Annotated in this window: 11 protein-coding genes; 6 read left to right on the plus strand and 5 right to left on the minus strand. The window is 68.5% G+C overall.

Annotated elements, in window-relative coordinates:
• Nucleotides 1–441 precede the first annotated feature (441 nt).
• The 4 genes from OG689_RS44315 to OG689_RS44330 all read left to right on the plus strand — a co-directional run bounded on the left by OG689_RS44315 (nt 442) and on the right by OG689_RS44330 (nt 5,358).
• Nucleotides 442–1,044, plus strand: coding sequence for a replication/maintenance protein RepL (locus OG689_RS44315; RefSeq protein ID WP_266329296.1), 603 nt, complete (start codon nt 442–444; stop codon nt 1,042–1,044).
• Nucleotides 1,038–1,418 (plus strand): MarR family transcriptional regulator, encoded by a 381-nt coding sequence (locus OG689_RS44320; protein ID WP_266329298.1) that lies wholly within the window; start codon nt 1,038–1,040, stop codon nt 1,416–1,418. Before OG689_RS44315 ends, OG689_RS44320 begins: the two co-directional genes overlap by 7 nt.
• A 564-nt stretch (nt 1,419–1,982) precedes the next feature.
• Entirely contained in the window at nt 1,983–3,146 is a 1,164-nt protein-coding gene (locus tag OG689_RS44325) for an ATP-binding protein (protein WP_266329300.1), read from the plus strand.
• On the plus strand, nt 3,127–5,358 hold the full coding sequence (locus tag OG689_RS44330) for a S8 family peptidase (RefSeq protein ID WP_266329302.1): 2,232 nt from the start codon (nt 3,127–3,129) through the stop codon (nt 5,356–5,358). The genes OG689_RS44325 and OG689_RS44330 overlap by 20 nt, the downstream gene beginning before the upstream one ends.
• Before the next feature lie 319 nt (nt 5,359–5,677).
• On the opposite strand, the gene OG689_RS44335 is transcribed toward OG689_RS44330, so the two are convergent.
• Complete coding sequence (locus tag OG689_RS44335; protein ID WP_266329304.1) at nt 5,678–5,989, minus strand: hypothetical protein; 312 nt, start codon at nt 5,987–5,989, stop codon at nt 5,678–5,680.
• 238 nt (nt 5,990–6,227) lie between these two features.
• Between OG689_RS44335 and OG689_RS44340 the strand changes: the two genes are divergently transcribed.
• Nucleotides 6,228–7,997, plus strand: a complete 1,770-nt coding sequence (locus OG689_RS44340; protein WP_266329306.1) for an acyltransferase — start codon at nt 6,228–6,230, stop codon at nt 7,995–7,997.
• Nucleotides 7,997–8,587 (plus strand): transcriptional regulator, encoded by a 591-nt coding sequence (locus tag OG689_RS44345; protein WP_266329308.1) that lies wholly within the window; start codon nt 7,997–7,999, stop codon nt 8,585–8,587. Before OG689_RS44340 ends, OG689_RS44345 begins: the two co-directional genes overlap by 1 nt.
• Nucleotides 8,588–8,870: 283 nt before the next feature.
• On the opposite strand, the gene OG689_RS44350 is transcribed toward OG689_RS44345, so the two are convergent.
• The 4 genes from OG689_RS44350 to OG689_RS44365 form a co-directional block, all read right to left on the minus strand.
• Nucleotides 8,871–9,041 carry a hypothetical protein gene (locus tag OG689_RS44350; RefSeq protein WP_266329310.1) on the minus strand — a complete coding sequence of 57 codons (171 nt, stop codon included), beginning with the start codon at nt 9,039–9,041 and terminating at the stop codon, nt 8,871–8,873.
• A gap of 80 nt (nt 9,042–9,121) precedes the next feature.
• Nucleotides 9,122–9,391 (minus strand): hypothetical protein, encoded by a 270-nt coding sequence (locus OG689_RS44355; RefSeq protein ID WP_266328293.1) that lies wholly within the window; start codon nt 9,389–9,391, stop codon nt 9,122–9,124.
• Between the two features lie 1,005 nt (nt 9,392–10,396).
• The gene (locus tag OG689_RS44360; protein ID WP_266329312.1) at nt 10,397–10,666 is read right to left on the minus strand and encodes a hypothetical protein; all 270 of its coding nucleotides are present in this window, start codon (nt 10,664–10,666) and stop codon (nt 10,397–10,399) included.
• A 281-nt stretch (nt 10,667–10,947) separates the two neighbouring features.
• Nucleotides 10,948–11,319: a hypothetical protein gene (locus OG689_RS44365; RefSeq protein WP_266329314.1), complete on the minus strand. Its 372-nt coding sequence runs from the start codon at nt 11,317–11,319 to the stop codon at nt 10,948–10,950.
• Nucleotides 11,320–12,336: the final 1,017 nt, after the last annotated feature.

A 12,336-nucleotide genomic window follows, 5' to 3' on the forward strand; every position in this document is an offset into this window, starting at 1 on the left:
GGGCTGACCCCGTGCCGGCTGGGGTTGTTCTGCTGGGTTCGGACCGGAAGTTCAGGTAACGGACCGTGTGGCCGGCAGGTCCCGACCATGGCGACTGCTGGGTATGGGTGGTGTGCTTGCCGTGCCGCGGGCTGGCCTCTTTAGGTAAGAGGGGCGGGAGCGGAAAGCCGCTCTGACCTGCGAGCTTGGAATTTCAAAGGTTGCTGCCCACCGACACTAGGCACCTTTGGATGCCACGGGAGGCCGACATTACGACCCAATGTTTCGCAGCATTGCGAAGCATTGGGTCGTGTTCGTAGCCTCAGGTGCGCCCACCGACTGCCCAGGGCCGGACTCCAACGGCACCCCCTGCGACACGTCCTTCGCACACGGGTGCAGCATCCTTCGCACCACTGCGAAGGACGTGTAGCCTGCTGCCACCACTAGCAAAGGATCAAGGCCTTGGCGGAAGCACAGCGCGCACCCGGCACCCGGCGTAGCCCGCAGCCCGGTCGCAGGCCGAGGCTGGAGCCCGCCGGCGTTCAGAACCAGCGCGACCTCGCGGCTGAAATCGTCCGCGGTTACGCCGGCAACGTCCCGCGCGACGTCTACGAGGCCCGCACCCGCTTCTACCGCCGCGCCCCGCACGAGGTCCTCGGCGCCGACGGCTACGCCCTGCTGAGCCGGTACTTCGCCCGCTACGTCCTGCCGCAGGCCCTCATGTCGGGCGACATGACGAAGCTGCAGTGCGCGGTGCTGTCCAACATCGTCGGCCGGGCGGAGCGCGGTGTCGCCCACGCCATCCAGCGCGAGATCGCCGAGGAGATCGGCAGCAACCGCAGCAGTGTCAGCCCCGCTCTCAAGCACCTTGCCGCGCGCAACTACATCCGCAGTGTCGGCCGGGGGGTGTGGCAGCTGAACCCCCTCATCGCGTACAAAGGCAACGGGGACGAGCAGCAGGCCTTCCTGTACGAGCTCCGCGCCCTGGCGCTGGAGAACGGGTTCCCCGACACCGTCGGGCTCGCCCCGGCTCGGAACGAGGACAAGGAGTCGACCGCATGCTGATGGTCACCGACCTCTTCGGCATCCTGCGCCGCCTGGAGCTGACGCCCACCGCGACGAACATCCTGTCGGTCATGGTCGACAAGCAGAACCCCGGGGGCGTCGTCCCCCTCACCCAGCAGGACATCGCCGAGGAACTGCAGATCTTGCCGTCCGTCGTCAGCCGCAGCATGACGCTGCTCGTCGAGCGCGGTCTCGTCCTGCGCAAGGGCTACCGCTACCGCCTCCACCCCGCGATCGCCGGCTACAACACCGAGCTGGAGATGCAGGCCGCCATGGCCCGGGCTGCCCGCGAAGGGGTCCCGCCGATCCTCATTCCTGACTACCAGAAGGCGCCGCCGAAGGCCGGCCCGACCCGGCTCCGGGTCGCGGGCTGAGGGACGCTCCGACGGCCGTAGAGCCGGTCGGGCAGCATGGGCTGGGTCTCGTGTGTCCGTCGTTGCCTTCTGCCTGGCGAGGGTGCCAACGTTGACGGCGGGCCTGGGTGCCTCGGGTACCCGGCGGCCAGCTGAACCGTGCATTCGGACGTCCACCTCGTGCCTACGGAGAGGTCCGCGTCCCGCCGCCTGTCTGACCCGGTGTCGGCTTTGGCGTAGCCGGGAGCGCTCAGGCGCCCCGCGGGAGCTTTAGTAGTCGGCGCAGGGCAGCGCCCGACCTTTGCCCTTTGGGGGCGTTCAGTGTCTGTGGGACGGGCTAGCGTAGCTGGCCGTGCAGGACGCCTCCTGGCTGGTCAGGAGCTGGTTCCAACTTCTTGCGGGCGTAAGTAAGTTCGAGGTTGGCCCGTAGGGACCCCTCGAAAGTAGTGAGGTGGACGTGGGCCACGAGGAGCTTCAGCCCCGGGGAGTGGCCAAGTGGCGGAGCCTGCCACACTGGGATGGGTCAGTGGACTACCTTTTGCGATTCTCCCCAGTTTTCGTCCACTCTACGATAGGGTCTATACCGTGGTGAAGGCATCCCAGGGCAATGTGGTGGACACTCCAATTGCCTATGACAAGGATCTAGTCCACCTTGCGCGGATGGCGCTGGCCGGTCGTTCCCAGGACGTCCAGGCGCTGATCCAGCGAATGGCCCACCGCTACCGACTGAGCAATACCTCCCTTGCCGCTTCCCTTCGGGAGCTTCTGCAGCAGGCGCCGACGACGGATGCGCCTCTGCGCGGCCGGGGCAACGCGGCGCCTGTGCCCCTGGACATGGACAGCCGGCTCCCACTGGTCAGGACAGACTTCCTGGGCCCTGCCACGCCGCCGGTCCTCGCGCCTGTCGTCAAGCGGGCGGTCGAACAGGTGCGAGACGAACATCTGAAGACCGAGAAGCTAGAACGCGCCGGCCTCGTGCCCACACGGACAGGGCTCTTCGTCGGGCCCCCTGGCGTGGGCAAAACCCTGGCAGCACGCTGGTTGGCTGCCGAGCTGCGCCGACCCTTGCTGGTCCTGGACCTCTCCTCGGTCATGAGCAGCTATCTGGGCCGGACGGGCGGCAACATCCGCAAGGTACTCGACTACGCCAAGAGCAGTCCCTCGGTACTGCTGCTCGACGAACTCGACACCGTGGCCAAGCGCCGGGATGACGCCGCTGAGGTCGGCGAACTCAAGCGCCTGGTGACCGTCCTGCTCCAGGAGATCGACGACTGGCCAGCCTCTTCACTTCTGCTCGCGGCGACCAACCACGCCGATCTCCTCGACCCTGCCGTGTGGCGACGCTTCGATGTGGTGGTCGACTTCCCCCTACCCGGGCCGGACGAGCTGCAGATCTCCCTGGCCCAGACGACAGGACTGGAGCCCGGCGACGAGATCGTGCGGGTGCTGGCTCGCGCACTTGAGGGAGCTTCGTACGCTGACGCCGAGCGCCTGGTGATGGGCGCACGCCGCCGCGCTGTCCTCTCAGACCAGCCGGTTGAGGAAGCACTGCTGGGTGCCGCTCAAGACCGGCTGCGCCGCTTGAGTTTCTCGGATCGCCTTGGCATCGCTGTGCAGCTGGTGCAGACTGATCACGTATCGCAACGGCGTGCTCACGATCTGACAGGGGTGAGCCGCGACACGATCCGGGGGCGGATCCGCCCGAAGGGCGCCGAGGTGGGGGAAGACAGTGCCGGAGAAACCGCGTAACTTCCTGCTTGGCCGCGGCGAGCGACTCGTCGAAAGCATCAACGTTCGTGGCGGGGGAGGCGGAAAATCCCTCCCCTACACGCTGGAAGAGGCCCAGGCGCGGCTGAAGCCGCAGGTGGAATCGGCGGTCCGCAACTTCAATTCTCTTCCGCCGGATGCTTGCCCGGACGGACGGGTCGTGGGCGTCGTCACTTTGCACCCCCAATTTCTTGCAAAGACGTTCCACCCGAAAGACCTCCTGCGCGACCTCCAGTTGGGCTATGTCGGATCGCGCAGTGCTTCGGTGACGCCGGATAAGTGGACACGTCAAGGTGACCCGGAGGCGATGGAAACAAGTGAGCTGTTCGTCGCCGGAAGCCGCACGGCATTTGAAGCATTCGCACGCCGCCTCGGGGAGCGCGGTTCCTTCGGGGCTGAATCGGAGATCCGGCAGATCGAATCATTTCGATCCCCGACGATCGAGGAGAGACAGCGTAGCCTGGGGAACCTGAACCAAGAAGAGCATCTCTTTGAAGTTGCTCTTCACCTTCCTGACCCGGCATCCGAAGTCATCATCTCCAGTTTCAAAGATTACATCAGCCGACTCGGCGCCCATGCTGAACACGGTGGAATGGTGAGGGTCCCAGGATTGGCGTTCCTTGCAATCCGAATTCCCGCCGACCAGGCTGACGAATTGACATCTTTCTCGTTCGTCAGAGTAATACGCCCTATGCCCCGGCTGCGTGCCCTCCACCCCATGGAGCGCACAATGGCGACCCCTGGCCTGGCGGGAGTCGTGCTGCCCACCCAACCGCCAGTTGATCCCGAGCTGCGAATGGCAGTGTTTGACGGCGGCCTTGAGAGTGACAGTTCCGTGCTCGACTGGGCTTCCTTCTCCGGAGAGGTCCCAGCCGGTCCTGAGGGAGAGGGACTGCGCCTGCACGGTCACAGCGTCACTTCGGCCGCGCTCTTCGGACCATTGACACCCGGGCAGGTAGTACCCCGGCCCTACGCCTACGTGGACCACTACGGCGTCGTCAACCCGGAAGACGGGCCCCTCGCCCTGTACCACACGCTGCGGCGCATCACCGATGTCCTCGCCACCGGCGAGTACGCCTTCGCCAACCTGAGCCTCGGGCCCGAGTTGCCTATCGAAGACGATGAAATCCATTCATGGACCGCAGCCATCGACGCATGCTTGGCGAATGGGAAAACCCTTTTTACCATCGCCGCCGGAAACAACGGCGCCCTGGACCGGGAATCTGGAAACGCCCGCGTGCAGGTCCCTTCCGACTGCGTGAATGCATTGGCTGTTGGCGCAGCCGATAGCCGCCGCGACGCTTGGAGCCGAGCTTCCTACAGTGCAGTAGGGCCGGGGCGCAGCCCCGGGATGGTCAAACCTGACCTGCTGCACTTTGGGGGTGACAAATACGAACCGTTCTATTTTGCTCCCGCACAGGCGAAGACGAACGGACTAATCCAGTCGGCCGGTACCAGCTTTGCAGCCCCGTCGGCCCTTCGGCTGGCCGCCGGAATCCGTGCTCATTTCGGCGAACAGATCAGCCCGCTTGCTCTTAAGGCACTTCTCGTACATTCCGCCGATGTTGGAATCTACGAAGATTCCAGTGAGCCGGGATGGGGAAGACTCCCTTCCGATATTGATCCCTTTGTCCTGTGCCCCGACCGGTCGGTGCGCGTCGTTTACCAGGGAACTATCGAGCCGAAGCGGTACATCAGGATGCCGATTCCGCTTCCTGAAGGTGTCGACGAAGGATGGGTTACCATCTCCGCCACCTATTGCATCGCGAGTGCTACTGATCCACGTGCCCCAGGCAGCTACACGGCAAGTGGCATCGAACCAACGTTCCGGCCGCATGCTGATGTACGGGCCAAGCCGGAGAGCATTCATCCGAAGTCAGATTCGTTCTTCCAGCTCGGCGACTACGTGCCCGAGCAGACGCTTCGTAACGCGTCCCACAAGTGGGAAACGGTGAAGCACAAGAGCAAGCCCTATAAGGCATCGAAGCTTCACCGCCCGGCTTTCGATCTGCACCACGTCAGCCGCCTTGCGGACGCCGATGGCGCTTCCAGCAGCATTCCCTACGCGCTGGTCATCACCATCACGACGCCCGACATTTCCGACATTTACGATCGCGTGGTTCGGGCGTTCGCTCCTCGCCTTGAGATCATGCAACCCCAGGTCGAAATCCCGATCGCCATCGACCCCGTGTAGCCGCTTCCACCGCCCCAGGTGGCTCGGGCAGGCCCGAGCCACCTGGGGCGCCCGCGTTTTCGTTCTCGCTGTCGGCTCGGTCGTCATGGTCGCCTGGGAGGCGGCCAGGTACGCCAGGTCCCCGCTCGGCAGCTGGACTGGCGCGACCGGGCACCCGGCCGGCCTCCTGACGTCTGGCCACCTCCTTGATGGCGCCAGCGCGATGCTCGGCCGGGGTGGCGTGGTTGGGATCGGCCGGGACGGTTTCGGCGGGGCTCAGGCGTGGACGGGCCGGATGAGGGCTGGGCGATCGCTATGGCTCTGGGCACCGGAGAGGAGCCTAGAACGGTAGGGCGTGGCTGTTGCCGCGGATCCGCAGTTCGGTGGAGCCGGGGCTCCAGCCGGTCACGAGGAATGCCGCGGCTGGGCCTTTGATGATCAGCTGTCGGTCGTCGCCGTGCCGGACGGCCAAGGTGGCGTCCGCGTCCTGCAGGACGATGGTGCCGGCCCACTGCGCCTGGCCCTCGACCTGCTCGTCGGGGCGGGCGAACGGCCTCGCGGGGACAGGTTCCGTCCAGCGGCTCAGGTCAGCGTGGCAGGGGTATTGCGATCCACCGGCCGACACGGTGGCATCCCCGGTGTAGGTGGTCATGATGCCAGTGTGAGCCCGCGCCGCACCGGTCGCCCGGCGCTGCGCCATCACCGGGGTTGAAGCATGCCACCGAACATCATCCGGGGGCGGGCCCCTGAGGGCGCCCCCGGGTCCGCCGGGTCCCCGGTCCACTGCGCCCGGCAGGGCGCTGCCCCAAGGCCGCGCCGAACAAGCCCAAAATAGTCATATTTCGCATTCCTTATTGGAAATATGCATGAGATGGGCGTAGGCTGAGGCCATGTCACTGAGCACGCTGCAAACGCTGCGCATCACGGTCGCGGCACTGCGCCAGGTCACCGAGGAGACCCAGGGCCAGCTCGCGGCCGGAATCGGCCTGACCCAGGAGAAGGTCAGCCGCCGTCAGTCCGGCGCCACCGTGTGGACGCTGGACGACGTCGACGCGCTGGCCGCGCACTGGGGCCTGGCCGTCCTCGACCTGCTGGCCGGCCCCACCCGCGCCACCGAGGCCTACAGCACCCGCCACCGGCCCGGCCCGGCCGCCACCGGCCAGCCCCTCCCCGCCACCTTCGCCGCCGCCCCGGCCCCGCCGACTGCGGCCGTGCCCGCGCCGGCGAAGCCCCGGCCCACCGACCCGGCCCCGGCGGCCGACCCAGCCCCGGCGGCCGCCCCGGCGCCGGCGGCCACGGCGGCGCCGGCGGTGGTCCTGGACGTCGCCGTCGAACTCGATCGCGGCCGCGACGGCCAGCTGCTCCTCACCGACCCCGCGCCGTGCGTGCGCTGCGCCCGCCCGACGCCGTACCGGGCCGGGGGCCGTCCGCTGCACGCCGGCGGCTGGTGCACCCCCGCCCCGGCCCCGGTGGAGCCCGCAGGCCTTGCCGACGCCGCCCAGCAGGCCGTCCAGGCCGCCGTGGCACCGGACACCGCGCCCGCGCCGGTCGCCGGGCCCACCGCCCCCGCAGGCCTCGCCGAGACCGCCGCCCCGCCGGCCCCGGCCGAGGACGAGCCGGCCCCGGCCGAGCAGGCACCCACCGCTGCGCCCACCCCGGCCGCGCCGGCGCCCGCCGCGGCCAGCGCTCCGGTCCGCCAGGAGCCGGCCTCGCTGGCGGAGCTGCTGGACCTGATCCGGCGTCCGGTCGAGCGGGAGCTGGCCCGGCACGGCGGCGACGTGGACGCCGCCACCGCCGCCCTGGTGAAGAAGGCCATCCCGGACGCGATGGCGCTCCTCGCCGTTTCCCGGGTCGGCGCGCGATACGAGCACACGGACCACCCGCCGCTGCCGGATATTCTCAAGAAAGCCTCGAAGGCGAGCGCTGATCAGGTGTGGGAAGCGCGCCCGAAATGGAAGAACACCGCGCTCATCAAAAGCACCGAGACGGAATTGACGGTTTCCGCGCTCGACATGAACGGCGCCTACCTCTCCGCCCTCAAGAGCCACCTGCCGATCGGGAAGCTCTCGCACGACACCTCCGGTGTGTGGGACCCGCGGCAGGCCGGCCTCTACCTCGTCACCCCGCCGGCCTGGGAGCACCCGGGCCTGCCGAACCCGCTCGGGAGCAGGGACGAGGCTGGTCCGCTGTGGCTGACCAGCTCCACGATGCGGATGCTCCAACGCCTGGCCGGCCCGAAGCTGGGGCTGTGCGAGGCGCCGGTCATCCACGAGGCCTGGACGGCCTATTCGACGGAGAACATCCTGGAGAACTTCCGCCAGGCCCTCGGCTCCGCCCGCGACACCGCGATTGCCGAGCACGACGCCGTCACGCTGGAGTACGTGAAGGCGATGTATTCCAAGTTCGTGTCCACGATCGGCCTTTCCACGGCGAATCATAAAATGAAGAGGCCGGACTGGATGCACATTATCCGGGCGCAGGCGTTCGCGAATCTGTGGTGGAAGGGATTGAAGGCCCGAGAGGCCGGACTGACCATTGTGCAGATGATGGGCACCGACGAACTCCACCTTGTCGGTGACTGGCGCAGCGTTTTTCCGGAGGGCCGGAAGGTCACCGAAGTGAAACTGAAGGACACCTACACCATCGGGGGCGGTAAGTAATGGCCGGACGCTGGATGGAATTCGGGAAGTACGGCGCGGCCGGAATTCCCGGCTGGCTCGCCATCGCGCGCGGCCTGGACGAATTGGTCACCGGTGTCGCGTCGCCGGTGACGTCCAAGCGAGGGCTGAATGCGCGTCTGCGCTATCTCACCCGCAGCCAGGCCGGATACGAGGCGATGGCCCGCGCGGGAATCACCGCGACGCCGCGCACCGTGAAAGCCTGGATCGCTGGGAAGCAGAAACCGAACGCGGCCAACCGGGACATGCTGGACGCCGCGTACTGGGTCCTGCGGCGCCACAACGTGGTGACGGACCTGAAGCGCCGGCTGAACAACAACGGCGCCGGGACCCGGGTGGAGATCTACCCGGTCGACCAGGCCGGCGTCGACGAGAAGCGTCGCCGCGACATCTCCCACCGGGCCATCAACGTCCGCGGGGCCTGGGACGACATGGTCGACGCCTGGGACAAGGGCCCCAACGACCCGTCCGCGGCCGAGATGCTCGACGTGATCTGGGACGAGGTCATCACCGACCTGGGCTCCGACTACGACGCCTACTCCTACGTCACCCACATCGGATTTGCCGCCTGAACCACCCTGTAGGTTCTCAAATCCCGTGTCATTTTCTCCGGCCCTGTCTCACGCGGATGTCATGTCGCAGGTCAGCGGCTTGCATCGAACGGGAGTGCTGAGGAAATGACACGGCAGCGGAGACAGCCAGCGGATGACACAACGTGAGACAGCGGAAGAACGCCCAGGTCACAGCGTTGGCAGATGACATCAAGATTGAGAACCTACACACCCTGCAAGCAAAGCGAGTTGGCCCCGGAGGGAACAGTCCCTCCGGGGCCAACCAGCGTCTCGGGTCCGTAGTTCAGCAGTGGTGCCCGTCCGACTCCGCGCCGCCGATCACGCCCCACGTGGAGTCGTCGGTGGTCCCCCGGGTGGAGTCGGGCACCGCGCCCCACGTGGAATCGTCCCTCTCAGCGAGCAGCAGCCGCTCCTGCGGGTCAACGGCGGGCAGCTGGGCAATGGTCACCGGCATGATGCGCTCCCTCACGAGCAGGCGGATCGTGCGACCACTGTAGGAGCACCCACCGCCGCCGCCCCCGGCCGCATCCGTCCCTACCGGGCCCGCTCCACGGGGCAGACCTCGGCCAGCAGGTCCAGCAGGTACTCCGTCACCTGCTCCGCCTCGCCGGCCCGCACCCAGGTGTAGACGGCGGTGCGCAGCTGCGCGTCGACCCTCTGCAGGACGTACCCGTCCACCAGGCCGCCGGCGCCCGGGCGTTCGCGGGCCAGGATCTGCCGGGGCCGGCCTTCCTCCTCGGCCAGGACCTCGACGTCCTCGGCGTCCGGGCAGTCCCGAAGCTGATGCACCCACTGCGTTGGCATGCCAACCATTCTTCCCCCCGCCGCGGCCAACTCCGGCCCACTCGGCCGAATTACCGCAGAGGGCGCGCCGGGTGCCCCGGCCGGCCGTCGCGCCGCCGGTGCCCGTGGCCCGGCGGCCGCTACCGTCGGGGGCGGGCGCCCGCCGGCACCTGAGACGCACACCTCGGGCCATCAGCCGGCGGGCGCCCGCCACGGCGCCACCTGCCCGCCGCGGCCGCCCCGGCCGGCCGGGGCGGCGTTCCACGTAGCTACCACCGCAGACACCACCGCAGGTAGTCCCGTAGATGCCACCGCAGATACCACCGTACGTACCCCGGACCCCTCGCGACGGCATCGCCGTTTCCGCAGCTCAGAGCCCCTTTCCGGAGCGACGGAAAATCAGACAACCCCTGCTTCTGGTCCTTTCCCGGTGGTGGTCGGTTCGGTCGGTCGGGCTTTGGCCCTGCCGGGGGCTGCCGGTTGGTGGTGGCGTCCGGCAGGTGCCGGCCGCGCCCTTCGGGCGGGCGGGCCACAACCGGCTGACCCCGGGCCCTGGGCGCAGGCCGTGCCGACGGCCCGCGCCGCCCGGACGACGACCAGGACGTCGAGCAGCTCGCCGCGGGCCCGCCCTGGGGCCTCTCAGGCCCCGCCGTGGCCGTCGTTTGGGACAGGCGTTGGGGTAGGCGCTCGGGTAGGCGTTGGGCCAGGCCTTGGGCCAGGCCTTGGGGGTGTAGCGGTCGCGGCAGCGCCGGGCTGTTGTGGCTGGTCAGCGGAACAATCACCGGTTCTCACCGGGCCGACTTACCTTCTGGAGCCCCGGGCCTGGTGTGTGAGCGAGTGAATGAGCGGGTGGGTGGGGGCTGGTCGGTGTCCGGGCGGGGCGCTGCGCTGGGCTTCTTCTCTGCGTCCGCCTGGCGGCGGCCGCGGCTGGGTGGGTGGGTCGGCGGCCGGACGGACGCGAGGGCGCCGGCCTCGGCCGTGGCCGGCGCCGGGGCCGGCGGGAGTCCTGGGGCGGGCGGGGGCGGCCTACCAGGGGCTCTGCTGGGGGCGGTCCTCGGTCAGGAACTCAAGCAGGTAGTGCGACACCGGGTCGGGCGCGCTGCTCAGTACCCAGCTGTAGAGGGCGGTGTGCAGCTGCGCGTCGATCCTCTGCAGGACGTAGCCGTCGACCAGGCCGTCGGCGCCTTCGCGCTGGCGGGCCAGGGTCTGCCGGGGCCGGCCGCGCCCCTGGTCCAGGAGGTCGACGTCCGCGGTGCCCGGGCGGTCCCGGAGCTGGTACACCCACTGCGTCTGCATACCAACCATCCTTCCCCCCGAAGCAGCAGCCACCCCTGATTGCGCTGCTCGCGGGCGTGAGGGCGCCAGCCGTGGCCGTGGCCGGGGCGGGAGTTTTCCTGTGGGGTGGGGTGAGCTCCACCCTGTTGGCGGTCCCGCGTCGGCTTAACCCGCCACGACGTCGCTGGCGGGCTTCCGAGCAGGCGGCGTGCTGCATACCGGTGCCGTGCCCGTCGTTGGACGCGACGATGCCCGGTACCCATCTCAGTGCGGAGGCGGGCACCGGGCGAACGGGAGGTCTCTCAGCCTCGAAGGCCTGTCTGGGTGCGCGCGGCACGGAGGGAGGTGACGAACTCCTGCAGGTCCTCCGTCGCCCTATCGACCTCGTACTTGCCGTCACCACGGTCGGCCAGACCGACGGGCAGGGAGCGGAGGTGCTCTCGGATCACCATAAGCATGGCTGCCATGTGGGCGCCGTCGTTGTTCGACAGGTTGCCGGCGCTGGTGTTGGCGTCGATGAATCCGGCGAGCTGCACGACGGCATCGAGAGCGTCCTGCTCATCGACAACGCCGCGCGGTTCGGCGCTGGCGGGGGTGGTCTTGTTTGCGTAGTTGGAGAGCAGGAACTGCATCATCCCGTACAGGCGATCACTGGCTGGGTTCGCGTTCAACATGGCGATCACTCTACGGCTGACGGGCAGTTAGGGAGCGTGCTGCACGCGCAGTTCTGCGAAGCGGGCGCCGGCCGCGAGGACCTGCCACAGAGCCGGCCTCGTCGAGACCACGTCCTCGACGCCAGCCTGCACTGACCGCCCCCGGCCGGGAGGGGTAGACCCGGGCCGCGGGTGCCCGGGCGGCCCGGCGCCCTGGGGCGGGAGGTTTTCCTGTGGGGTGGCGTGAGCTCCACCCCCTCGACGGGAGATCCTGCGGTCCGGGGCGTCCGAGCGGGGCCTCGCCCGGCGCGGGCCCGGCGCGGGCCCGGCGCCGGGTATGGGTTTTGTGCATGCGGGTGTGTTGCGTTTTTCGCATGCCACCCGGGGGCGGTTTGCAGATTTCGCATGGGTGCCACCGCTGTCCCGGTATGCTGCTTTTGCATTGGCAGTCGGAGGGCAGGTTTTGGTGTCACTGCGGAGCAGGGAGACCGAAATACAGGGCCAGAATTCCCGGGTATATGGCTGCTATCCCCAATTCGCGCAATATCGTGAACGGGTGGGCACGGGCCGGGCGGCGGGATTGTCCCACGGGCGGATTCTGATACGCCGTCGGACGGGAACCCTCGGGTCACGCCGGATGGGGGTGCCCGTTGCGGCGGGATTGCCCGACAGGCGAATTCTGATACGGGCACGGCCGGATTCCTGGCGGGTTTCAGGCCCGGAAAGGCCCGGATGGGTCTAGACCATTGAGGCGGGGCCGGAGGGCCCGGCCCACCGGCGACCCGCCCGGCAGTCGGCCGCCCCCGGCGCTCGACCGGGAAGGCCGGCCTTTGCTATCCTGACGACAGATCAGGAAGGAGCAGGCCATGAAACCCCAACAAGCAGGCTGCTGACCAGCATAAACCACGGACAGTCAGCAGCCAACCCGCCATCACAGTCAGCCACCGCCCCGGAGGGGCGGGCCGCTCCACGCCTCCGGCGCGGAGCGTCGGAGCGTCAGGCCGCCGCGTAGCGGCGGCGCGTCGCGGCTGCGGAGCA

Source organism: Kitasatospora sp. NBC_00240, from assembly GCF_026342405.1.
In the GTDB taxonomy this organism is placed as follows: domain Bacteria; phylum Actinomycetota; class Actinomycetes; order Streptomycetales; family Streptomycetaceae; genus Kitasatospora.